The sequence below is a fragment of the Mesorhizobium sp. A623 genome (genome assembly GCF_054489405.1).
In genome coordinates this window covers 268048-289829 of the sequence record NZ_JBTMXB010000003.1, presented here as the reverse complement: position 1 = coordinate 289829, position 21782 = coordinate 268048, and the positions used below count along the sequence as shown (strand labels likewise).

The 21782-nt window shown below is 61.9% G+C and carries 21 protein-coding genes; 9 read left to right on the top strand and 12 right to left on the bottom strand.

Translation table 11 applies throughout. The annotated features are described in order from the left end of the window. The 4 genes from ACX3P1_RS05300 to ACX3P1_RS05285 all read right to left on the bottom strand — a co-directional run bounded on the left by ACX3P1_RS05300 (position 1) and on the right by ACX3P1_RS05285 (position 3268). Positions 1-870: a cytochrome b/b6 domain-containing protein gene (locus tag ACX3P1_RS05300; protein ID WP_459078502.1), complete on the bottom strand. Its 870-nt coding sequence runs from the start codon at positions 868-870 to the stop codon at positions 1-3. 108 nt (positions 871-978) lie between these two features. Beyond that, entirely contained in the window at positions 979-1659 is a 681-nt protein-coding gene (locus ACX3P1_RS05295) for a DUF1345 domain-containing protein (protein WP_459078501.1), read from the bottom strand. Positions 1660-1661: 2 nt separating this feature from the next. After that, positions 1662-2129: a YaiI/YqxD family protein gene (locus ACX3P1_RS05290; RefSeq protein WP_459078500.1), complete on the bottom strand. Its 468-nt coding sequence runs from the start codon at positions 2127-2129 to the stop codon at positions 1662-1664. An 11-nt stretch (positions 2130-2140) separates the two neighbouring features. Continuing rightward, the gene (locus tag ACX3P1_RS05285; protein ID WP_459078499.1) at positions 2141-3268 is read right to left on the bottom strand and encodes an S-(hydroxymethyl)glutathione dehydrogenase/class III alcohol dehydrogenase; all 1128 of its coding nucleotides are present in this window, start codon (positions 3266-3268) and stop codon (positions 2141-2143) included. 195 nt (positions 3269-3463) lie between these two features. Between ACX3P1_RS05285 and ACX3P1_RS05280 the strand changes: the two genes are divergently transcribed. Further along, positions 3464-5476, top strand: coding sequence for an acetyl-CoA carboxylase biotin carboxylase subunit (locus ACX3P1_RS05280; RefSeq protein WP_459078498.1), 2013 nt, complete (start codon positions 3464-3466; stop codon positions 5474-5476). Between the two features lie 23 nt (positions 5477-5499). Here the strand turns inward: ACX3P1_RS05280 and ACX3P1_RS05275 are convergent, their stop codons facing one another. Then, positions 5500-5808: a type II toxin-antitoxin system RelE/ParE family toxin gene (locus tag ACX3P1_RS05275; RefSeq protein ID WP_459078497.1), complete on the bottom strand. Its 309-nt coding sequence runs from the start codon at positions 5806-5808 to the stop codon at positions 5500-5502. Further along, positions 5805-6065, bottom strand: a complete 261-nt coding sequence (locus ACX3P1_RS05270; protein WP_459078496.1) for a CopG family ribbon-helix-helix protein — start codon at positions 6063-6065, stop codon at positions 5805-5807. The genes ACX3P1_RS05275 and ACX3P1_RS05270 overlap by 4 nt, the downstream gene beginning before the upstream one ends. 155 nt (positions 6066-6220) lie before the next feature. On the opposite strand from ACX3P1_RS05270, the gene dnaE reads away from it, so the two are divergent. Together dnaE and ACX3P1_RS05260 are read left to right on the top strand one after the other, a co-directional pair. Further along, a complete protein-coding gene (dnaE, locus tag ACX3P1_RS05265; RefSeq protein WP_459078495.1) occupies positions 6221-9748 on the top strand; it encodes a DNA polymerase III subunit alpha in 3528 nt (1175 codons plus the stop codon). 63 nt (positions 9749-9811) lie between these two features. After that, positions 9812-10618, top strand: a complete 807-nt coding sequence (locus ACX3P1_RS05260; RefSeq protein ID WP_459078567.1) for a potassium channel family protein — start codon at positions 9812-9814, stop codon at positions 10616-10618. Between the two features lie 47 nt (positions 10619-10665). Here ACX3P1_RS05260 and ACX3P1_RS05255 read toward each other — a convergent pair whose 3' ends face one another. Next, the gene (locus ACX3P1_RS05255) at positions 10666-11541 is read right to left on the bottom strand and encodes a DMT family transporter (protein WP_459078494.1); all 876 of its coding nucleotides are present in this window, start codon (positions 11539-11541) and stop codon (positions 10666-10668) included. Positions 11542-11627: 86 nt separating this feature from the next. Next, positions 11628-12980: a DNA polymerase IV gene (locus ACX3P1_RS05250; RefSeq protein ID WP_459078493.1), complete on the bottom strand. Its 1353-nt coding sequence runs from the start codon at positions 12978-12980 to the stop codon at positions 11628-11630. A gap of 77 nt (positions 12981-13057) precedes the next feature. Between ACX3P1_RS05250 and ACX3P1_RS05245 the strand changes: the two genes are divergently transcribed. Then, positions 13058-13633 carry a GNAT family N-acetyltransferase gene (locus ACX3P1_RS05245; protein ID WP_459078492.1) on the top strand — a complete coding sequence of 192 codons (576 nt, stop codon included), beginning with the start codon at positions 13058-13060 and terminating at the stop codon, positions 13631-13633. Positions 13634-13637: 4 nt separating this feature from the next. Here ACX3P1_RS05245 and ACX3P1_RS05240 read toward each other — a convergent pair whose 3' ends face one another. Both ACX3P1_RS05240 and ACX3P1_RS05235 read right to left on the bottom strand, forming a co-directional pair. Beyond that, entirely contained in the window at positions 13638-14291 is a 654-nt protein-coding gene (locus tag ACX3P1_RS05240) for a hypothetical protein (protein ID WP_459078491.1), read from the bottom strand. Beyond that, positions 14288-14587 (bottom strand): DUF3572 domain-containing protein, encoded by a 300-nt coding sequence (locus tag ACX3P1_RS05235; RefSeq protein ID WP_459078490.1) that lies wholly within the window; start codon positions 14585-14587, stop codon positions 14288-14290. The genes ACX3P1_RS05240 and ACX3P1_RS05235 overlap by 4 nt, the downstream gene beginning before the upstream one ends. 238 nt (positions 14588-14825) lie before the next feature. Here ACX3P1_RS05235 and ACX3P1_RS05230 point away from each other — a divergent pair, with 238 nt between their 5' ends. Then, positions 14826-15182 carry a response regulator gene (locus tag ACX3P1_RS05230; RefSeq protein ID WP_459078566.1) on the top strand — a complete coding sequence of 119 codons (357 nt, stop codon included), beginning with the start codon at positions 14826-14828 and terminating at the stop codon, positions 15180-15182. Positions 15183-15215: 33 nt separating this feature from the next. Next, entirely contained in the window at positions 15216-16589 is a 1374-nt protein-coding gene (locus ACX3P1_RS05225; RefSeq protein ID WP_459078489.1) for a PleD family two-component system response regulator, read from the top strand. Between the two features lie 511 nt (positions 16590-17100). On the opposite strand, the gene rpmG is transcribed toward ACX3P1_RS05225, so the two are convergent. Together rpmG and ACX3P1_RS05215 are read right to left on the bottom strand one after the other, a co-directional pair. Continuing rightward, on the bottom strand, positions 17101-17268 hold the full coding sequence (gene rpmG / locus ACX3P1_RS05220) for a 50S ribosomal protein L33 (protein WP_080919382.1): 168 nt from the start codon (positions 17266-17268) through the stop codon (positions 17101-17103). A gap of 137 nt (positions 17269-17405) precedes the next feature. After that, a complete protein-coding gene (locus ACX3P1_RS05215) occupies positions 17406-19265 on the bottom strand; it encodes an LTA synthase family protein (RefSeq protein WP_459078565.1) in 1860 nt (619 codons plus the stop codon). Between the two features lie 308 nt (positions 19266-19573). Between ACX3P1_RS05215 and fabD the strand changes: the two genes are divergently transcribed. The 3 genes from fabD to ACX3P1_RS05200 all read left to right on the top strand — a co-directional run bounded on the left by fabD (position 19574) and on the right by ACX3P1_RS05200 (position 21757). After that, the gene (gene fabD / locus ACX3P1_RS05210; RefSeq protein WP_459078488.1) at positions 19574-20515 is read left to right on the top strand and encodes an ACP S-malonyltransferase; all 942 of its coding nucleotides are present in this window, start codon (positions 19574-19576) and stop codon (positions 20513-20515) included. A gap of 54 nt (positions 20516-20569) precedes the next feature. Beyond that, positions 20570-21307: a 3-oxoacyl-[acyl-carrier-protein] reductase gene (gene fabG, locus ACX3P1_RS05205; protein ID WP_459078487.1), complete on the top strand. Its 738-nt coding sequence runs from the start codon at positions 20570-20572 to the stop codon at positions 21305-21307. 213 nt (positions 21308-21520) lie between these two features. Continuing rightward, the gene (locus tag ACX3P1_RS05200; protein WP_378222279.1) at positions 21521-21757 is read left to right on the top strand and encodes an acyl carrier protein; all 237 of its coding nucleotides are present in this window, start codon (positions 21521-21523) and stop codon (positions 21755-21757) included. The last annotated feature ends 25 nt before the right edge of the window (positions 21758-21782 follow it).

Genomic DNA, 21782 nt, shown 5'->3' with positions numbered 1-21782 from the left:
TCATTGCCTTCCGTTCGGTTCGTCTTCCGGCGGATCGGTGCGATACCAGCCGGTGACGATGGAACGTAGTTCGTTGATCGGCCCGGCCGCGACGATCATCAGCATGTGAACGATGAAGAACAGCACCAGCAGCGTCATCACGATGAAATGGATGGTGCGCGCGGTTTGGCGGCCGCCGAACAGTTCCGGCAGGAAAGGCAGCACCGTGTTCATGCTGGGCGACATGGACAGGCCGGTAAGGATCATCAGCGGCAACGCCACGAAAAGCACGCCGCCATAGGCCAGCTTTTGCAGCGTATTGTATCGGCCTGTGTGGTGAAATTTTAGCCGGGCATGATCGGCAATATCGTGCGGCAGTCGGCGCAAATCGTCGAGGCGGGGTGCAAGGTCGCGGCGCAGATGGCCGTTGAGCAGGCTGGCCACCAGCCACAGAAGAAGCGTGGCGCTCAATACCCAGGCAAAGAAGAAATGGACGACGCGGGCGGTGCCGAGGTCGTAATAGGACGGGATTGTCGCCCAGGAAGGGAAGGCGCGGGGTCTTTCCTGGCCCGCAGGGCCGGACCAGCCCAGTACCCCGGTCGTGTCGAAGCGCTTGCCGAAGATTTCCGTAAACCCGCGCGGGCCGGCATCGGTGTTTTCCGCGCCAATCCGAAAAATGGTGTTGTCATAGCCGAACCCGGATTCCTGCCCGATATAAAGCTGCGGGCGGGCGTTGAAGATTTGCAGGCCGCTGAGCAGCATGAAAAACAGCGTTATCGCCCACAGCCAATGGGTCAGCCGGGTCCAGCCCGATTGCCGATAGATCAATCGTCCACTTTCGGCAGGAGCGATTTCGGGGATTTCAGTCTCGGCTCTGGCAACGGTTTCCATTTCTCTTCCCGCGGCTTCGTGTCGTCATGGCCTTCTTACTCCAGTACGACGCCCGAGACTTCGTAGTTTCGTCGCGCTCACGACTTTTTGCGAAGGCGTGAACGCGGGTCAGTCGCCGAGACTGACCGCGAGATTGACGGCGGCGGCGACAATCACCGTGTTGAAGAAAAACGACACGATGGAATGAACGAGCACGACACGGCGCATCCGCGTGGTGGTGATGCCGGTATCGGCGGTCTGTGCCGTCATGCCGATCACGGTCGAGAAATACAGGAAGTCCCAGCCCTGCGGCCGCTCGGTCTTTGGGAAATCGAGGCCGCCGACCGGCATTTTCTTTCTCGATTTGCTCTCCGAAACGGTCTCCGCATCGTCCATCCAGTAAATATGGGCGTAGTGCAGGGCGGTCATGGAGTGGATGGTGAACCAGCCGAGCGGAATGGAAAGCAGCGCGAAGGCCAGTGCAAACATACCGACACTATTCTTGCTGTTGATCAACTGGAACAGCGACACGGTTGCGACGCCCACGACAACCAGCGTCACCACGAAGATGATGAGGACGGGCTGGTCGGTGGCGCGGGCGTTGCGGCTGAGATAATCGGCGCTCAGCCGTGGCATCTGTGCCACGACGAGTGCGATATAGGCGATGAAGAACGCATTGGCGCCGATCGTGTAGGCAAGCGGTGCACGGAAAAGCAGCGCTACGAGCAACGCCAACACGCCAACGCAGGCGGATACGGCGAACTGCGCATGCCGGTGCAGCGGCTTCTTTTCCTGCGGTCGGGTTGCCATGGTCAGCTTGGTGTGGCGGATTTCAGGGCGCGCCGCAAGATGCGGTCGAGTTCGCCCAGAAAGCGTGAGCGATCCTGTGGCGCGAAGCCGGCATTGTAGCCCTTGCTTTCGCCGGTTTCGCGCAGATGCTGCTTGAGGTCGCGCATCGCCACCGCCATGCCGATGGTTTCCGGCGTGAACGGGCGACCGGTCGGTCCCAGGACATGCGCGCCCAGCGCCACCGCGCGAGCGGCAAGCGGGATGTCCGCCGTTACCACGATGTCGTTGGCGTTTGCGTTTTCGACGATCCAGTCGTCGGCGGCGTCCGCGCTTTTCGATACCACGACATTGCGAATCATCGGGTCGCGCGAGGGGCGCAAGCCCCCGTTGGAGACGAAGGTGACGAGAACGCCATGCCGTTGCGCCACCTTCTCGATCTCCGCCTTTACCGGGCAGGCATCGGCATCAACGAGGATGGCGGGCGGCGGCATGGCGTTCTGGATCAGTAGAGCACGACGGAGCGGATCGACTTGCCCTGGTTCATCAGGTCGAAGCCCTTGTTGATGTCTTCCAGCGGCATGGTGTGGGTAATCATCGGATCGATCTGGATTTTGCCTTCCATGTACCAATCGACGATCTTGGGCACGTCGGTGCGGCCGCGCGCGCCGCCAAAGGCGGTGCCCATCCAGGTGCGGCCGGTGACGAGCTGGAACGGACGGGTGGAGATTTCCTGGCCGGCACCCGCAACGCCGATGACCACCGACTTGCCCCAGCCGCGATGCGAAGCTTCCAGCGCTTGGCGCATCACCTTGGTGTTTCCGGTGCAATCGAAGGTGTAGTCGGCGCCCCCGATCTGATCGGCTCCGCGTTTGGTCAGGTTGACTAGATAGGGCACGATGTCGCCGTCGATCTCCTTCGGGTTGACGAAATGCGTCATGCCGAAGCGCTCGCCCCATTCCTTCTTGTCGTTGTTGAGGTCGACACCGATAATCATGTCGGCACCGGCAAGGCGCAGCCCCTGCAGCACGTTGAGGCCGATGCCGCCGAGCCCGAACACAACAGCCGTAGCCCCGATCTCGACCTTGGCGGTGTTGATGACCGCGCCGATGCCGGTGGTGACGCCGCAGCCGATGTAGCAGATCTTGTCGAAGGGCGCGTCCGGGTTGACCTTGGCCAGCGCGATCTCGGGCAGCACGGTGAAGTTCGAGAAGGTCGAGCAGCCCATGTAATGGAAGATCTTGTCCTTGCCGATGGAGAAGCGGCTGGTGCCATCCGGCATAACGCCCTGGCCCTGCGTGGTGCGGATGGCGGTGCACAGATTCGTCTTGCGCGACAGGCAGGAATAGCATTCGCGGCATTCTGGCGTGTAGAGCGGGATGACATGGTCGCCCTTCTTGAGCGAGGTCACGCCCTTGCCGACATCGACGACGATGCCCGCGCCCTCATGGCCGAGGATGGCCGGAAAAATGCCTTCCGGATCAGCACCCGACAGCGTGAACTCGTCGGTGTGGCAGATGCCGGTCGCCTTGATCTCGACAAGGACCTCGCCTTCGCGCGGGCCTTCGAGATCGACCTCCATGATCTCCAGCGGCTTTCCGGCTCCAACGGCAACTGCGGCACGGGTCTTCATAAGGCGATTTCTCCAGGATAATTCGACAATCGGGGATTTGAGTTCGCAGAAGCTATCAGTCCGGGCGCGTGGGGCAAGCCGGATTGCGTAATGTTCCCCGACCATGATGCCGCAATAGGGCCAGACGTTGTTCCTGCTTGAGCGGCGTTGCCGATGACCATACAAGGAGGCTCCGCTTATGAGGATGACGCCCGCATGTTTTCGAAAATTCTGATCGCCAACCGGGGCGAAATCGCTTGCCGCGTCATCAAGACGGCCCGCAAGATGGGCATCGCGACGGTCGCGGTCTATTCGGATGCCGACCGTCACGCGATGCATGTCGAAATGGCGGACGAGGCGGTGCATATCGGGCCGGCGCCTGCGGCGCAAAGTTATCTTCTCCCCGAAAAGATCATCGCCGCCTGCAAACAGACCGGCGCGCAGGCCGTGCATCCCGGCTACGGTTTCCTCTCCGAGCGCGCCAGTTTCTGCGAGGCGCTGGAGGCCGAAGGCATCGTCTTCATCGGGCCGAAGCCGAAAGCCATCCGCGCGATGGGCGACAAGATCGAATCGAAGAAGTTCGCCAATGCCGCCAAGGTTAGTACGGTCCCCGGTTATCTCGGGGTCATCGAAAATGCCGATCATGCCGAGAAGATCGCGGGCGAGGTTGGCTATCCGGTGATGATAAAGGCATCGGCCGGCGGCGGCGGCAAGGGCATGCGAATCGCCTGGAGCCAGGCGGAGGTGCGCGACGGCTTCGACCGCGCCCGCTCCGAAGCCAAGAGCTCGTTCGGTGACGACCGTCTCTTCATCGAGAAATTCGTGGTCGATCCGCGCCATATCGAAATCCAGGTACTGGGTGACGCGCACGGCAACTGCATTTATCTGGGCGAGCGCGAATGTTCGATCCAGCGCCGCAACCAGAAGGTCGTCGAGGAAGCGCCGTCGCCGTTTCTGGACGAAGCGACGCGAAAGGCCATGGGCGAGCAGTCCGTGGCGCTGGCGAAAGCCGTCGATTACCAGAGCGCGGGCACCGTCGAGTTCATCGTCGATGCGCAGAAAAACTTCTATTTCCTTGAAATGAATACGCGTTTGCAGGTCGAGCACCCGGTGACGGAACTCATCACCGGCGTCGATCTGGTCGAGCAGATGATCCGGATTGCTGCCGGCGAAAAGCTGGCGATCCAGCAATCCGACGTGAAGCTGAACGGCTGGGCGGTCGAAAGCCGGCTCTACGCCGAGGACCCTTACCGGAACTTCCTGCCCTCCATCGGCCGCCTGACCCGCTACCGGCCGCCGGAGGAGGGGAAATTCGGCGATATCGTCATTCGCAATGATACGGGTGTGACCGAAGGGTCGGAAATCTCGATGTTCTACGACCCGATGCTGGCCAAGCTGTGCACCTGGGCGCCGACGCGGCTTCAAGCCATCGACGCGATGTCGCGGGCGCTCGACAGTTTCGTGGTCGACGGCATCGAGCATAACATCCCGTTCCTTTCCGCCCTGATGCAGCATCCGCGCTGGCGCGAAGGGCGGCTTTCGACCGGCTTCATCGCCGAGGAATATCCGGACGGCTTTTCGCCCATCGTTCCGAACAAGGACGAAAAGGCGGTGCTCGCCTCGATCGCTGTCGCGGTCGAATTGCTGCGCAAGGACCGGCTCGACCGGCTGGGCGGCCGGCTGGCGCCGCATTCGGGCGCGTTGCAGCGCGATTGGATGGTCAAGCTGAGCGAGGACTATCTGCCTGTTGAAATCCTCGAGGGCATGATCTCCATTCCGATGGAAGTCGACCTGTCGATCGAGCGCGGCAAGGGACTGACGGTGGCGTCGGACTGGCGGCCGGGCGATGCCGTCTGGCGCGGCACGGTTGGCGACCGTCTGGTTGTCGCGCAGTTGCGGCCGCTGCCCAACGGTATCCGCATCGCGTGGAAGGGCATGGCCGTCACCGCGCTGACCATGCTGCCCGCCACCGCCGCACTGGAAAAACTGATGCCGGAGAAGGTCGCGCCGGACACTTCGAAGCTGCTTCTTTGCCCGATGCCGGGCCTGATCGTGTCGATTTCCGTTACCGAGGGGCAGGAGGTCAAGGCCGGTGACACGCTGGCAGTGGTCGAGGCGATGAAGATGGAAAACGTGCTGCGCGCCGAGCGCGACCTGACGGTTTCCAAGCTGAACGCCAAGCAGGGAGACAGTCTGGCGGTCGATGCGGTGATCATGGAGTTTGCGTAAGGTGAGGTGAAGCGGTAATTTGCCTATTCCGGCCATTCATCGTGAGGCCAATTGCGTGAAGTGTGGATCACACGCAGGATAGATATGATCTCCCGGCTGTTTTGGGCACGGATCGTGTAAGCGATGATATAGGGCAGGCCTGTCACAGGTTTTTCATACGTTCCTGAAACGCGCCCCGGCCGGCCTGTTGCCATTTCACCTAACAGCGTACCTGTGCCGTGTATGCGATCTGCAATCCGGTGGGCGGCGTTCGGGTTATCTTGGATGATGTATGCAATCTGGCCTTTGAGGTCGTCCAGGGCATCACGCGACCATTGGACGGCGCGTATCAATCCTTTCGACCTCTTGCGTTTTCGATGATGGCGTGGATTTCCGCCATCGCATCTTCATGTGGAACGACACGACCGGCGTCCACATCTTGCAAACCTCGCTTGATGCCTTCAATGATTTCGAGTTCGCGCTCGACATAGGCGGAAACGGCCTCGGCCGCGAGGAAGGATTTGCTGCGCCTTGTACCATACGCCAACTGGCCGAGCTTTTCATTGAGTTCGGTACTGACGCGGATGGTGACGGTGGTGCTTGCGGCCATGGTGACGCCTTGTGTTGGTTTGTGTACATGTTAACACATCGGGTGTTGATCTAAAAGCCTGTGGTTGCGTGTGGTTTTCGACTGGACTGGCAAGGTCCGGTCCGGGACAGTACATTCGATCAATCCACGAGTCCTTTTCGAACGGCGCGCACATCATGGCAGACCAGAAACTTCCGCGCGACCCGCTCCGGCGCGAGGCGATGCAACAGGCGGCCCGGCCGGAAGCGCCGGCGCGCCCGTTCATCCACCTGCGCGTCCATTCGGCCTATTCGCTGCTTGAAGGCGCGCTTCAACTTCCCAAGGTCGTCGCCCATGCGGTGAAAGACGAGGCCCCGGCCATCGCCGTCACCGACACCAATAATTTGTTCGGCGCGCTGGAATTCGCGCAGAAGGCGGTCAAGGAAGGCATCCAGCCGCTTATCGGATGCCAGGTCGATCTCGCCTTTTCAGGCGAAAACAGCGATGGCCAGCGCGACCGGCGCAGGCAGGGGCCGGAGATGCGTCCTGTCGTCCTGATCGCGGCAACCGGAACGGGGTATGCCAATCTGGTGCGCATGGTCAGCCGGGTTTATCTGGAGACACCGCCGGGCGAGCCGGTGCATCTGACCACCGAGATGATGGCCGGGAATTGCGACGGGCTGATCTGCCTGACCGGCGGGCCGCGCGGGCCTATCGGCAACGCAATCCGGGAGGATCGCCGCGATCTTGCGGAAGCCCGGCTCCTTGCCCTGAAGGAACTGTTCGGCGACGGGCTCTATGTCGAACTGGAACGGGTCGGCGTTTACGACCGCAGCATCGAACAGGTTTCGATCGATCTTGCCTATGCCCATGAGCTGCCGCTGGTCGCCACCAATGAAGCGTTTTTCTCCGCGCGCGAAGATTATGAGGCGCATGATGCTCTGATCGCCATTGCCGAAGGCTCGGTTGTCGCCGCCGACAACCGCCGCCGCCTGTCGCCGGATAATTTTTTGAAAAGCCAGGCGGAAATGGCGAAACTGTTCGCCGATCTGCCGGAAGCCATCGACAACACGGTCGAGATTGCGCTGCGCTGTTCCTATTATCCGCAAACCCGTGCGCCGATCCTGCCGCGCTTTACCGGCGGCGACATTGCCGACGCGGATGCTGCGCTGAAGGCCGAGGCCGAGGAGCTTTCCCGGCAGGCGTGGGAAGGGTTGGAGGCGCGACTTGCCGTGCACGGACCGACCGCCGGCCATACGGTCGAGCAATATAAAGAGCGGCTTGCCTTCGAACTCGGCATCATCGAGCGCATGCAGTTCCCCGGCTACTTTCTCATCGTCGCCGACTTCATCAAATGGGCCAAGGCGCAGGGGATTCCCGTGGGACCGGGGCGTGGTTCGGGCGCGGGTTCGCTGGTCGCCTATGCGCTGACCATCACCGACATCGATCCGCTGCGTTTCTCGCTGCTGTTCGAGCGCTTCCTCAATCCCGAGCGCGTGTCGATGCCCGACTTCGACATCGATTTCTGCCAGGACCGGCGTGAAGAAGTGATCCGCTACGTGCAGGGGCGCTACGGGCGCGACCAGGTCGGCCAGATCATAACCTTCGGTACGCTGCAGGCGCGCGCGGTGCTGCGCGACGTCGGCCGAGTGTTGCAAATGCCCTACGGCCAGGTCGACCGGCTGTGCAAGATGGTGCCGCAGAACCCGGCGCATCCGGTGTCGCTAGGCCAGGCCATCGAGGGCGAGCCGCGCTTTGCCGAGGAAGCCGAGAAAGAGCCGATCGTGCAGACGCTGCTCGACATGGCGCAGAAGCTGGAAGGGCTCTACCGCCACGCTTCCACGCACGCGGCCGGCATCGTCATCGGCGACCGGCCATTGTCCGATCTGGTGCCGATGTATCGCGACCAGCGCTCGGACATGCCGGTCACGCAGTTCAACATGAAATATGTCGAGCAGGCCGGGCTGGTTAAATTCGACTTTCTCGGCCTGAAGACGCTTACCGTTCTGGACAAGGCGGTGAAATTGATCGCCCGGCGCGGCATCGAGATCGACCTGGCGCACATTCCGCTGGATGACGAGAAGACCTACGCCATGCTGTCGCGCGGCGAAGTGGTCGGCGTGTTCCAAGTGGAAAGTGCGGGCATGCGCAAGGCGCTGCTCGGCATGAAGCCCGACTGCATCGAGGACATCATCGCGCTGGTCGCGCTCTACCGGCCGGGGCCGATGGAGAATATTCCCACCTACAACGCCAGAAAACACGGCGAGGAGGAACTGGCCTCCATCCACCCCAAGATCGATCATCTGGTGAAGGAGACGCAGGGCGTCATCGTCTATCAGGAACAGGTGATGCAGATCGCGCAGGAGCTTTCCGGCTATTCGCTGGGCGAGGCCGATCTCCTGCGCCGCGCCATGGGCAAGAAGATCCGCGCCGAGATGGACAAGCAGCGCGAGCGCTTTGTCACCGGTGCGGTGGAGCGCGGCGTCGGCAAGCCGCAGGCCGATTTCATCTTCGACCTTCTGGCGAAGTTCGCCGACTACGGCTTCAACAAGTCGCATGCCGCCGCCTATGCGGTCGTTTCCTACCAGACGGCGTATCTGAAGGCGCATTACCCGGTCGAATTCCTGGCGGCGTCGATGACGCTCGACATGGGCAACACCGACAAGCTGGCCGATTTCCGCCAGGATGCATTACGCCTCGGCATCGACGTGGTCGCGCCGTCGGTAACGAGCAGTTTTCGCGCCTTTGAGGTCGGCGAGAACCGTATTTTCTACTCGTTGGCCGCCCTCAAGGGTGTCGGCGATGCGGCGGTCGAGCATATTGTTGAAAAGCGCAAGGACGGGCCGTTCAAGAGCCTGGCGGATTTCTGTGAACGGATCGATCCGAAGATTGTCGGAAAGCGCGTCTTCGAAAGCCTGATTACGGCCGGCGCGCTCGATTGCTTCGGCCATGATCGCGCATCGATGATGGCGGGCGTCGAACGGATGATGGGGCTTGGCGCGCTGGCGCAGCAGAACGCGGCTTCCGGGCAGGCGGACATTTTCGGCTCGTCGCTCGGCAGCCAATCGCAGGCGCTCAACCTGCCGGCGGTCGATGCGTGGCTGGCCGCGGACCGCCTGCACCGCGAGTTTCAGGTCGTCGGCTTCTATCTTTCGGCGCATCCGCTCGATGAATACAAGGACGCGCTCCAGAAGATGCGGGTGCAGAACTGGGGCGAGTTTTCCGCCGCCGTCAAGCGCGGCGCTTCGGCCGGCCGGTTGGCAGGAACAGTGACTTCGAAGCAGGAGCGCAAGACGCGTACCGGCAACAAGATGGGCGTCGTGACGTTTTCCGACACGACCGGTCAGTACGAGGCGGTGCTGTTTTCCGAAGCGCTTGCCCAGTATCGCGACCTGCTCGAAGCAGGCAGGTCCGTGGTCATCACCGTGGCGGCAGAAGATCGGCCGGAAGGCGTCAATCTGCGCATCAACGGCGTGCAGTCTCTGGAAGAGGAGGCAAGCCGGATACAGACTGCGTTGCGCATTTTCGTGCGCGATGCAGCCCCGCTCGGCACGCTTTCGGGGCAGTTGGCGGCAAAGGGCGAGGGGCAGGTAAGCATCATCGTGCTCAAGGACGCCAATCAGGGCGAGGTGGAGATCGAATTGCCCAACCGCTACCGCATCTCGCCGCAGATCGCCTCGGCCATGCGCGCGGTGCCGGGGGTCGTGGAAGTGGAACTGGTGTGACCGGGCTTGCCGCCTGCATCGGTTCCACTGGACGGCAGCCGTCGCGAACGCTATCGCCATGACATGAAGGCAGACAAAAAGAGCGACGAACAGCAGGATATTTCAGCCATTGCGCGGCTGCGCGATAGACTGCGCAAGCTCTATCACGGCAACAGCCCGGCTGCGTTTCGGTTTCGGCTGGCGATGGTCGCCATCGATATCGCCATCATCGCCTTCTTCATCGCCACCCCGATGCTTCAGGAAACACGGACATTCCTGTGGCTGGATTATTCCGTCGCCGCCCTCGTCGCGGCCGACATGATCGCCCGGCTTCTCGCTTCGACCGATATGCCCCGCTTGACGCGGCAGCCGACCTTTCTCGTCGATTTCTTCATCTTGCTGACGCTTTTGTTTCCGACCGCGCTCGCCAATTTCGGCTTCCTGCGCATTTTGCGGCTATGGTCGTTGTCGCGCAGCGGCGCCTTGTGGCGGCATCTGGAAATGCGCTCCTTGAAGGCATGGCGCGAGACAAGCCATGCTGTCGTAAACCTGTTGACCTTCCTGTTGGTCATCACCGGTTTTGTCTACACGTTCTTCTTCCGCGACGGTTCCGGCCTGGCGGGCTATGTCGACGCCTTTTACTTCACCGTGGCGACAGTTACGACGACCGGTTTCGGCGACATCGTCCTGCCGGGGATCGCCGGCAAGCTGACGGCGATCGTCACCATGATTATCGGCATTTCGCTGTTCGTGCGGCTGGCGCAGTCCATTTTCCGGCCGGTAAAGGTGTTTTTTCCGTGCCCGGAGTGCGGGCTGCAGCGGCATGAACCGGATGCGGTTCACTGCAAGGCCTGCGGCCACCTTCTGAACATACCCGACAACAACGACTGATTTTTTTCCCTTATCCGAAAACCGGCATCCACTTTTCGGTCCGACGCTTAAACCGCTTCCACCGCAGCGCGCTTGCGCCGCTGGATGTTGAGAAGATTGCCCATGAGAATAAGCATGGCGCCAGCGGCGGTCAGCATATCGACCTGTTCGCTGTAGACGAGCCAGCCAAGCAGCGCCGACAGCGGCACGCGCAGGAAATCCATGGGCGAAATCAATGTCGCATCGGCATAGGTCAACGCCCTGGCCAGGCAGAAATGCGATGACATGCCGGTAAAGGCGATCACGAAAATCCACGGCCAAAGTTCAAGCGGCGGATTGCGCCATTCGTAGAGCGCGGGAACAAGGCCAAGCAACGACTGGATGACCAGCATCCAGAAGATGATGCGCACCACGCTCTCGGTGCGCGTCATCGATTTTACCATGACCATCGAAATGCCGAAGCAGACGGCGGCGGCCAGCACCATGAACTCGCCGGAACTCAATCCGGCGGCGCCGGGCCGTACGATGACGATGACGCCGACCAGGCCCAGCATGATCGATGCCAGCCGCGCCCGGCTCAGTTTTTCGCCGAGGAAGCCGACAGCCAGCACGGCGGTCCAGATCGGTGTCGTGAATTCGATGGAAATCAGCACCGCCAGCGGTATCAGGGTGAGTGCATAAAGCCACAGACCTTGCCCTATGTAATGCGCGACGTTGCGCCCGACATGCATCCACGGGCGGGCCGAGCGCATGGCGGACAAGCCGCCGCTGGCCAGTACCAGCGGCATGAGGATGACGAGGCCGATCAGCGAACGCAGTTCCAGCACCTGGAAGACGTTCAGCACGTCGGTCGTTTCACGGCCGGCGACGGTCATCGTTAGAAACGAGGCGATCGAAAGCGCCATCCAGAAGGCGGCTTTGAGCATGGAGGGGGTAGGTGTCATGAGCGCTATCTCGCAGGCGCGGCCACGCCCGGCAATCGCTAGACGCTTCAATCGACTGGACCACGGATGAAACCTGTGGAGAGGGCCTAGTTCCGCTCCCAGGGATGCTGGATTTCGGGGCCATCCTCTTCGTCGGGGCGGGAAGGGCGGCCGCGATGGCCCTTGCCGAACGTATAGCCGGTTTCCACCGCCTTGCCGCCGAACTTGCCCCGCAGCACGTCGATCGCGCCTTCGGCCATGGCCCGCTTGCGCGCCTGCACGTCGACCAGATCGGGCGGATCGGCTTTTTCGGAGTCCGACAGGTCGCTGACGCCGATGCCGAGGAGACGGTACTTGGTCCCGTCGAGTTCCTTGCCCATCAGGTGCAGGCCGGTCTGGAAAATGCGATCCGCAAGGCGGGTGGGATCGTCCAGTTGGCGATTACGGGTGCGCGTCTTGAAATCCTGCGTTTTCAGTTTCAGCACGACAGTGCGCCCGGCGAGGCCGGCTTTCTTCAACCGGGCCGAGACCTTTTCCGAGAGCGCCCGCAGCACAGGCACGAGGTCATCCGCGCTGGCCAGATCGGTGTCGAACGTGGTTTCGGCCGAGACGCTTTTGGAATCGCGCTCGGAAATGACGCGGCGATTGTCCTGGCCGCGTGACAGGCTATAAAGCCGCTCGCCCATCGTACCGTAGCACCGCAGCAGATCGCTACGCTCCATGCGCTGCAATTGGCCGATGCTGCGGATGCCATCGCGTTCGAGCGTGGCGGAAAATGCTTTGCCCACGCCCCAGATCATGGTCACCGGCTGTTCCGCCAGAAAGCCCACCGCTTCGGCTTCGCCAATGACGGAAAAGCCGCGCGGCTTGCGAAAATCCGACGCGATCTTGGCCAGGAATTTGCAATAGGAAAGGCCGGCCGACACGGTGATGCCGATTTCCTTCTCCACGGCGATCACGAAGCGGGCCAGCACCAGCGCCGGCGGCAGGCCATGCAACCGCTCGGTGCCGGCTAGGTCCAGGAAGGCTTCGTCGATGGAGATCGGCTCGACCAGTGGGGTCAGCGCCTGCATCATGGCGCGCACTTCGCGCCCGACACGGACGTATTTTTCCATGTCCGGCTTGATGACGATGGCTTCCGGGCAGGCTTCGAGCGCCTTGAACATCGGCATGGCCGAACGCACGCCCTGGATGCGGGCGATATAGCAGGCGGTCGAAACCACGCCGCGCTTGCCGCCGCCGATGATGACGGGCTTGTCCTTCAGCGCCGGGTTGTCGCGCTTTTCCACGGCGGCATAAAAGGCGTCGCAGTCGATATGGGCGATGTGCAACCGGTAAAGTTCGGGGTGCCTTGTCAGACGCGGGCTGCCGCACCGGTCGCAACGCCCGACCACGCCGCGCTGAAGGGTCAGGCAGTCGCGGCAAAAACCGTGATCGGGAGCGTTGACAGGCGCGGCCATAATCTGCGAACATAAAGAGAACGATGGCAATCCTACGTTAGTTCGTGTCGGGCGACAAGGCGGGGCAGGAGGAACCTGTGACCATAACGATCGCGCCGGTGACGGGCGGGCTATGGCCCGATTTCGAGGATTTGTTCGGCAAGCAGGGGGCTTGCTATGGCTGCTGGTGCACGCATTTCAGGCTGCCTCCGGCGGTGCGCCGCGAAAATGATCGTCAGCGCAACAGGGACCACATCAAGGCGCGTATCGAATCCGGCCCGCCGCCCGGCCTGCTTGCCTTCGACGACGAGAATGCCGTCGGATGGATGCAGATCGGCCCGCGCGCGGACGTGCCCGAATGGAACAATGCGGGCAGGGGTTCAGCACCTCTCGATGCAGCCGAGGCGCTGGATCCGGCCGTGTGGGCGATTTCGTGCTTTTTCATCCGCTCGAAGGCGCGGGGCAAGGGGTTGACGCATCGCCTGGTCGAGGGCGGCGTCGCATTCGCGCGCGAAAATGGCGCGCGATTTGTCGAGGCCTGCCCCATGGATTTATCCAGGGATTCGCGCTCGATCGGCTTGTTCGTCGGCTCCTCGCGGGTGTTTGAACGGGCCGGCTTCGAGCGGATGGTGGAGCGCAAGGCAGGCCGGCCGCTGATGCGGCTGGTGCTTTGACGACTCAGACGCCGAGCGCCTGCGCGATCTTGGGTGCGGCCTCGCGCCAGTCGTGGACGGAAACGATGTCGTCGGGAAGCGGCGGCAGGAACTGGCGCAGCGAATTGTCCGCCATCAGGTGGAAGAGGTGCGCATCTTCGACAGACTGGCGTGCCGAGATGAGGTTTGAGGGCTGGTCGTCGACAAAGGCGACGGGCCGCCCCTTGCTGCCGCGCAGTTTCGCGACCGCCGGTCCCTTGGCCATCTCGGTGGTCAGCAGGGGGTAGTTGAGGCCGAGGGCGTCGAGATGGGCGCGGCGCGTGGCGCGGTGGCGGTGGAACATCGCCGTCAAAAGCACGATCTCGACATGCTCGCCAAGCTTGGCCAATGCGTCGGCGGCACCATCCGTTATGTCTTGCCATTCGGCCTGCCCATCGAAAAACTCGTCGAGCAAGGCCCCTACCTCTTTCTGCTCGATCAGCCTTCGGCTTTCCTGTTCGGCGATGTTGCCGGTGAGGCGAAACGAATTGATCGTCAGGCAGAAGCCGCGGGCCTGAAGAAACCGCGGAAACGGGCGGATGAACTCCAGCACGACGTCATCGACGTCGAGCACGAGCAGCGGGCGGTCGTCCGCCGCCAGTTCCTCGATCTGGCGGGCTGTCTCGGGATCGTCGCTCATGTCGAGTACTCGTTGTTGTCGTCGCCGGTGGGCAGCGCGCGCAGCGCCTTGCCGACGGCGGCTGGGGGGGTGCCGGTCTCCTCGGCGAAGCGCATCAGCGTCGGCTCATGGGCGAGGATGAATTGCAGGACGCCGGCCAGAAAGCCGGGTTCGCGGGCTGCCTGTCTTATCGAACCGGCCTCGATGCCGGTAATCGCCAGGAAGCGCGGCAGCAATTCCGGGTCGGACGCGACAAATCCGAGCGCGTTGACGGCGAGCGCCTCGGCTTCTTCACGCATTGACGTTGTGTTTGCCATTGTTACCTTTGGGAGAGGCCATCGAATTCGGTCCCGGAGTAGCGCCAAGCACGGCGGGCGGCAAGCCAAGTCTGTCGTCAATTTGTCGATACGCCGCTTTCGACCATAGGGGTTTCCGTTTCGTCAATCATCTTGACGTATGGTTACAACCGGGTTTGGTCCGCTCTGGAAGGAAATTCATGGCGGCTGCGGTCCACACGTAGCGGGCCGGAACGGGAAGATAATGCCAAAAAAGGTTATGATCGTCGAAGACAACGAGCTTAACATGAAGCTCTTTCGCGACCTCATAGAGGCCAGCGGGTATGAAACCGTGCGTACGCGCAACGGCCTCGAGGCGCTCGATCTGGCGCGCCTGCACAAGCCCGACCTCATTCTCATGGACATTCAGCTTCCGGAGGTCTCTGGGCTCGAGGTGACGAAATGGCTGAAGGAGGACGACGAACTCCGTGTCATCCCGGTCATCGCCGTGACCGCCTTTGCCATGAAAGGCGACGAGGAGCGCATTCGTCAGGGCGGCTGCGAGGCCTATATCTCCAAGCCGATCTCCGTGCCGCGCTTTATCGAAACCATCAAGTCCTATCTGGGCGACGCATGATGCCTGCGCGATGCCGCTCTGGAGATTGTTGACATGACAGCCCGCATTCTTGTCGTGGATGATATTCCTGCCAATGTGAGGCTGCTCGAAGCCCGGCTGCTGTCGGAGTATTTCGAGGTGCTGACCGCTTCCAACGGGCCGGATGCCATCGAAACCTGCGAGAACGGCAAGGTCGATGTCGTGCTGCTCGACGTCATGATGCCCGGCATGGATGGGTTCGAGGTCTGCAAGCGCCTCAAGAGCGATCCGGCCACGTCGCATATTCCCGTGGTGATGATTACCGCGCTCGACCAGGTTTCGGACCGGGTGCGTGGCCTTGAAGCAGGCGCAGACGATTTTTTGACAAAGCCTGTCAACGATTTGCAACTGATGACGCGGGTCAAGAGCCTGGTCCGGCTGAAAATGCTGACCGACGAGTTGCGCCTGCGTGCCTCGACCACGCGCGATATCGGCATCGAGGAACTGCTGAGCCGGACTTTCACGTCGGCGGACACCATTCCGAAAGTGCTTTTGATCGACGAGCGGCGCTCTTCGTTCGAGCGCGTTCAGAAAATGCTGCGCACCATTGCGGAGATTGATGTCTGCACGGACCCGCATGTGGGCTTTTTCCAGGCGGCGGAAACGCCGTATGATTGCATCATCGTGTCGACGGCATTCGCGGAGTTCGATCCGCTCCGGCTTTGCTCTCAACTACGGTCGCTGGACCGCACCCGCTTCCTGCCGATCATTCTGCTGGCCGATGTGGGCGAGGACCAGCGCATCATCCGCGGCCTCGAACTCGGTATCAACGACTATCTCACCCGGCCTATCGACCAGCACGAACTGACGGCCAGGCTGCGCACGCAGGTCCGCCGCAAGCGCTACAACGACCAATTGCGCGCCAGCGTCACGCAAACCATCGAGATGGCGGTGACGGACGGGCTGACCGGCCTTCACAACCGCCGCTATCTGGACAGCCATCTGCAGACGCTGTTCGACCGCGCCATGACGCGGCGGCGTCCCTTGTCGATCATGATAACGGATCTGGACCGCTTCAAGTCCGTCAACGACACGCACGGCCATGATGGCGGTGACGACGTGCTGCGCGAATTCGCCCGGCGGCTGCGCAAGAACGTGCGCGGCATCGATCTCGCCTGCCGCTTCGGCGGCGAGGAATTCGTCGTCGTGATGCCCGACACCGAGGGTTTAGTGGCCGAGAAAGTGGCCGAACGCATCCGCGCCGAGATCGCGCAACTGCCCTTTGCCATCGGCCATGATGGAAAGACGGTGGAGGTCACGGTCAGCGTCGGCGTGTCGTCGATCCTGAAGGGGCCGGACACGGTCGAAGCGCTGATGAAGCGCGCCGACCTCGCGCTCTACGAGGCCAAGAGCGGCGGCCGCAACCGGGTTGTCGCCAAGGCAGCCTGATCGGTGTCGAGACCGGCGACAGTCGCGGCTCGAACTCAAAACCGGGCTTTGCACCGGTTCAAATGCTCCATGAAAGCCACGCCGTGCATCGCCAAGCCTGTGGGCCTGACGGCGCCCGGGACGAATTCTCCTGTGTTCGGATAGGGTTAGGAATTTACCTTAATCCCATCGAATCGATGGCCGTAGTTAAGAAACCGTTGATTTCCATTAGCGGTTGCGCAAGTGTCCTGTTCAGACAGGCGCCGGCGCGTGGGAATTGCTGGACGCCTGAAAGCATACCCCATGATGCTCAGGTCCGCCGCATCTCCTGGGTCCGTGGGGTCGGCCGGCCGACGCTGGCACATAGTGGCCTCCTCGTACCGCTGCCAACCGTTGGCCGGCCCCCTTTTACTCCGAAAATGGAGCCCCATTCCGAATCGATCGGGGTGGGGTTTCTTTTTGTGCGGGCAGATCGGGACAAACAAAAAGGCCGCCCAATGGACGGCCTTTTGTCTCGAACGAGAAAACCAGATTACTTGATCTTGGTTTCCTTGAATTCGACGTGCTTCCTGGCGACCGGATCGTATTTGCGAAACGACAGCTTGTCCGTCTTGGTGCGGCTGTTCTTGCTGGTCACGTAAAAGAAACCGGTGTCGGCGGTCGACAGAAGCTTGATCTTGATATTTGCGGCTTTGGCCATGTTACTCGTCCGTCATTTGTCGTGAGGTTCGCGCCGCTTGAGCACGGCAAAACGTCCGGGCGCGGGAAACTTGGCGCGACACATAAAGGACACGCCCGGAAAGTCAAGCCCGCTAGGGATGTGCCTGCCTGCCGTTTTCAGCTTGTATGCGCTACCAACTTGTTGACCGTCTCCGGGAAGAAGTCCGGCGCGGTGCGACGCTTGCCGAACATGATGTCGTATTGCAGGAAGCGGAAATCGCGGATCGACGGGTCGATCTCCTTTTGCTGCGCCCAGTCGGGCGTCGCATCGCCCTGGGCCGACAGCAGGAGGTTGCGGTCGATGACGTGGTAGCGCTCGTTCAGCGCGCCCAGGAAACCCGTATAGTAGGGATGCGTTATGCCGGCCGTGTTCAAAACATGGAGCGGCAGGAAGGCCGGGCTGATGGCGCCCACATCCTTCACCGGGCCGGTCTTGTTCGACCACAGCACCAGCGGCGTCTCGTGGTGCTGGCGCATCAGGTCGGGCTTCTCCTTGCGCGGCGCGACATTGTCTTTGAGGAAGCCTGTCTCGACGTAAACCGGCCCCAGCGGCGGCAGATGGTCGCCGAAAAAGGCAATGACGGTCGGGCGTTCGCGCTTTTTTGCCCAGTCGAGAAGCCGTTGCAGGCCGCGGTCCGCGTCGGCGGCGCCCTCGGCATAGCTTTGAAGCGAAGCGCGCGCCCAGTCGCTCGTCTGCGCCTGCACGTCATGGCTCGGATCGGGATAGCGATTCGGCTCGTAGGGGCCGTGATTTTGCAGGCTGACCGCAAAGAAGAAGAACGGATCGTCGGTCGCATCCGCCTCGCGGATGATCTCGTCGGTCATCGCGGCATCGGAGGCAAGGGGGCCGCGTTTTTGCATCGGCGGCAGGTTTTCTTCCGACCCGAAACTATCGAAGCCGAAGTCGGCATAGACGGGCGTGCGGTTCCAGAACCAGTTCGTGCCGGGATGAATGGCGCGCGTGGCATAGCCCTCGCTCTTGAGGAAGGTCGCCATCGACGGGATCGGCGCGCGCACATATTGCTGGTAGGGAATGCTGCCGGCCGGCAAGAAGGCATTGGAGAAGCCGGTCAGCGCCTCGAACTCGATGTTGGCCGTCATGCCGCCGAATTCGGGCGAAAAGACCGAGCCGGCGCGCAGCGCCCGAACCGTGGGAATGGGATCGGGCGTGATCGTCACGTTGGGCAGGCTGGTCGGATCCCAGAAGGATTCGCTCATGACGACGATGATGTCGGGCTTTTCGGCAGGCACGGAGGCTGCCGCCTCCGGCCTTGCGATCGCGGCAAGCGCCTTGTCGGAATAGCCTGCCGGGGCCGAGACATGCGCCATCGGCACGTTGAGCGCGAAGGCCAGCGCGAAACCGTTGGAATTGTAATTTTCCTTCTGGTCCCACATCATCGGGATGATCTGGAGCCGGTCGCGCGTCCAGGAAAACGTCGCATAGTCCATGATCGAGACGAAGAAGGCGAGCAGCGGCAGGGTAAGCACGAGCCGCGCCATCCGCCCCTTGTACGTCAGTGCCGGCATCCGGCTGCGCCACAAGCGCCAGGCAAATACCAGCAGCGCAAGAAATAGGACGACGCCGACACCCATGGCAATGCCGGCCAAGGGCCGCTCGCGCACCAGAAGCGGCAACAGTTCGACGATCTGGCGGGCGTAGAGGAAGTCGGTGGGGTAGAGCGGGTCGCCCAGATAGAGCGACTTCTGATGACCGATAAAGGCCAGAACCAGGGTAAGCGGGGCTACGGCGACAAGGCTCTGGTATTTGCGGCCAAGAATGGCATCCAGCCCGATGAGGACGAGGGTGAATACGATGATGGTGGTCCAGGCCGGCTTGAAGGGCTGCAGGAAAAAGCCGACCGTACCGGCCAGATCGCCCCGGAATATGAGTTCGATCGTGAAAACCAGGACGGCGGACGCCGCAAGCGAGGCGAGACCGTATCGCACGGCGCACCAGACTCCTGCGCCACGTGACATGGCGTCGATATCTTTGGCATGGCTGGACGCGGTTGCGCCCGTACCTGCGATATTCTTTGCCAACTCAAACACTCCCCGATACGTAAAGGCGTCATCCAAACGTCATCGCACTGTCACAATCACCTAAAGTCTTTGTCCAAAATGGGAAGAGCCGGCAAACAAATCGTGTGCGGTTTTAATCATGAGTGATCGCTGAAAAGGTGCATGAAACCGGAAGGTTGGCGGCTGCCGGAACGGCCTTGCGGCTTGACTTGTGCCGCGTCTCTGCGCAACAGGCACCTTGAACATGAGAACACGGGGACAGGGGCATGGCCGTAGCATTCACGTTTCCGGGGCAGGGCAGCCAGGCCGTCGGCATGGGCAAGGACCTTGCGGACGCCTTTCCGGTAGCGCGCGCCGTATTTCAGGAAGTCGACGATGCGCTCGGTGAAAATCTGTCGAAGCTGATCTGGGAAGGGCCGGAAGAGACGCTGACGCTGACAGCCAATGCGCAGCCGGCGCTGATGGCGGTTTCGCTGGCGGCCATCCGGGCGCTCGAATCGCGCGGATTGGCGCTGAAGGACAAGGTGGCTTATGTCGCCGGCCATTCGCTGGGCGAATATTCGGCGCTGGCTGCCGCCGGCTTCGTGTCCGTGGCCGACGCGGCGCGGCTGCTTCGCATTCGCGGCAATGCCATGCAGGCCGCGGTGCCGGCCGGCGAGGGCGCCATGGCGGCGATCATCGGCCTTGAGCAGGCCGATGTGGAAGCCGCCTGTACCGAAGCGGCAAAAGACTCGGTCTGCCAGATCGCCAACGACAATGGCGGCGGGCAATTGGTGATTTCCGGAGCAAAGGCGGCGGTCGAACTGGCAGCCCGGCTGTGTACGGAAAAGGGCGCCAAGCGCGCGCTGATGCTCCAAGTGTCGGCCCCGTTCCACTCCGCCCTGATGGCTCCCGCCGCCGAGGTGATGCGCGAGGCGCTGGCCGGCGTGACGAAGAACGCGCCCATCGTGCCGGTTGTCGCCAATGTGTCGGTAGCCCCGTCCAGCGACCCCGAGCAAATTGCCCGGCAGTTGGTCGAACAGGTGACGGGACGCGTGCGCTGGCGCGAAACGGTGGAGTGGTTCGGCGTCAATGGCGTCGATACGCTGTATGAAGTCGGCGCGGGCAAGGTTTTGTCCGGCCTGGCGCGGCGGATCAATCGCGAACTTGCGCTCGGGGCGGTCAACGGGCCGGCCGACATCGATGCGGTGTTGGCAGCTTTCGCCTGACCGCATAAGTTCGACCTCGCCCCGTGTGAAGGGTGTGCTCTCGAGGAGAAGAGAATGTTCGACCTGACCGGCCGCAAGGCTCTCGTCACCGGCGCTTCGGGCGGCATAGGCGAAGCGATCGCGCGGATCCTGCATGCGCAGGGCGCAACCGTCGGCCTGCATGGCACGCGCGTTGAGAAGCTCGAGGCGCTGGCGTCCGAACTGGGGGAGCGGGTCAAGCTTTTCCCTGCGGACCTTTCCGACCGCGACGCGGTCAAGGCGCTCGGCCAGAAGGCGGAAGCCGATCTGGAAGGGGTCGATATCCTCGTCAACAATGCCGGCATCACCAAGGACGGCCTGTTCGTGCGCATGTCCGATGCCGATTGGGATTCGGTCCTCGAAGTGGATTTGACGGCTGTTTTCCGGCTTACCCGCGAACTGACGCATCCGATGATGCGCCGCCGCCACGGCCGCATCATCAACATTACCTCGGTCGTCGGCGTCACCGGCAATCCGGGCCAGACGAATTATTGCGCCGCCAAGGCCGGCATGATCGGCTTTTCCAAATCGCTGGCGCAGGAGATCGCCACCCGCAACATCACCGTCAACTGCGTCGCGCCCGGCTTTATCGAATCGGCGATGACCGACAAGCTGAACGACAAGCAGAAAGAGGCGATTATGGCCGCTATTCCGACGCGGCGCATGGGCACCAGCGCCGAAGTCGCATCGGCGGTTGCCTACCTGGCCTCGAACGAGGCCGGCTACGTCACCGGGCAGACTCTGCACGTCAATGGCGGCATGGCGATGATCTGACGCATGAGAAGCTGACGCATGGGAATTTGACGGATGGGGAAAAGCCGCCATTTGGCGTTGGACCTCTCCCGATAATCGTGTATTCGGCGCTTGCCCTAGCGGTTCTGCCAAGGAACCGTGTCCGTTGCGTTCGGGCAGGAATTATCTTTCAGCTTGATTAGCGGCATTCGGCCCGCTAACGAAGACAGACAAACAAAAGACGAGGATGCCCACATGAGTGACACCGCAGAGCGCGTCAAGAAGATCGTTATCGAGCATCTCGGCGTCGATGCCGAGAAGGTGACGGATCAGGCGAGCTTCATCGACGATTTGGGCGCGGACAGCCTCGACACGGTCGAACTCGTCATGGCCTTCGAAGAAGAATTCGGCGTCGAGATCCCGGACGATGCGGCCGAGACCATCCTGACGGTTGGCGATGCCGTGAAGTTCATCGACAAGGCTTCGGCGTAAAGCTTTCCGCATTTATCGGGAGGAC

What these genes read in the sequence shown, in the direction of transcription:
- ACX3P1_RS05225 (WP_459078489.1), top strand. Translation starts at nt 15,216, where the DNA reads ATGACAGCCCGCATTCTTGTCGTGGATGATATTCCTGCCAATGTGAGG.
- rpmG (WP_080919382.1), bottom strand. Translation starts at nt 17,268, where the DNA reads ATGGCCAAAGCCGCAAATATCAAGATCAAGCTTCTGTCGACCGCCGAC.
- ACX3P1_RS05215 (WP_459078565.1), bottom strand. Translation starts at nt 19,265, where the DNA reads ATGTCACGTGGCGCAGGAGTCTGGTGCGCCGTGCGATACGGTCTCGCC.
- ACX3P1_RS05290 (WP_459078500.1), bottom strand. Translation starts at nt 2,129, where the DNA reads ATGCCGCCGCCCGCCATCCTCGTTGATGCCGATGCCTGCCCGGTAAAG.
- fabD (WP_459078488.1), top strand. Translation starts at nt 19,574, where the DNA reads ATGGCCGTAGCATTCACGTTTCCGGGGCAGGGCAGCCAGGCCGTCGGC.
- ACX3P1_RS05260 (WP_459078567.1), top strand. Translation starts at nt 9,812, where the DNA reads ATGAAGGCAGACAAAAAGAGCGACGAACAGCAGGATATTTCAGCCATT.
- ACX3P1_RS05280 (WP_459078498.1), top strand. Translation starts at nt 3,464, where the DNA reads ATGTTTTCGAAAATTCTGATCGCCAACCGGGGCGAAATCGCTTGCCGC.
- ACX3P1_RS05200 (WP_378222279.1), top strand. Translation starts at nt 21,521, where the DNA reads ATGAGTGACACCGCAGAGCGCGTCAAGAAGATCGTTATCGAGCATCTC.
- dnaE (WP_459078495.1), top strand. Translation starts at nt 6,221, where the DNA reads ATGGCAGACCAGAAACTTCCGCGCGACCCGCTCCGGCGCGAGGCGATG.
- ACX3P1_RS05285 (WP_459078499.1), bottom strand. Translation starts at nt 3,268, where the DNA reads ATGAAGACCCGTGCCGCAGTTGCCGTTGGAGCCGGAAAGCCGCTGGAG.
- ACX3P1_RS05230 (WP_459078566.1), top strand. Translation starts at nt 14,826, where the DNA reads ATGATCGTCGAAGACAACGAGCTTAACATGAAGCTCTTTCGCGACCTC.
- ACX3P1_RS05270 (WP_459078496.1), bottom strand. Translation starts at nt 6,065, where the DNA reads ATGGCCGCAAGCACCACCGTCACCATCCGCGTCAGTACCGAACTCAAT.
- fabG (WP_459078487.1), top strand. Translation starts at nt 20,570, where the DNA reads ATGTTCGACCTGACCGGCCGCAAGGCTCTCGTCACCGGCGCTTCGGGC.
- ACX3P1_RS05295 (WP_459078501.1), bottom strand. Translation starts at nt 1,659, where the DNA reads ATGGCAACCCGACCGCAGGAAAAGAAGCCGCTGCACCGGCATGCGCAG.
- ACX3P1_RS05235 (WP_459078490.1), bottom strand. Translation starts at nt 14,587, where the DNA reads ATGGCAAACACAACGTCAATGCGTGAAGAAGCCGAGGCGCTCGCCGTC.
- ACX3P1_RS05300 (WP_459078502.1), bottom strand. Translation starts at nt 870, where the DNA reads ATGGAAACCGTTGCCAGAGCCGAGACTGAAATCCCCGAAATCGCTCCT.
- ACX3P1_RS05250 (WP_459078493.1), bottom strand. Translation starts at nt 12,980, where the DNA reads ATGGCCGCGCCTGTCAACGCTCCCGATCACGGTTTTTGCCGCGACTGC.
- ACX3P1_RS05255 (WP_459078494.1), bottom strand. Translation starts at nt 11,541, where the DNA reads ATGACACCTACCCCCTCCATGCTCAAAGCCGCCTTCTGGATGGCGCTT.
- ACX3P1_RS05240 (WP_459078491.1), bottom strand. Translation starts at nt 14,291, where the DNA reads ATGAGCGACGATCCCGAGACAGCCCGCCAGATCGAGGAACTGGCGGCG.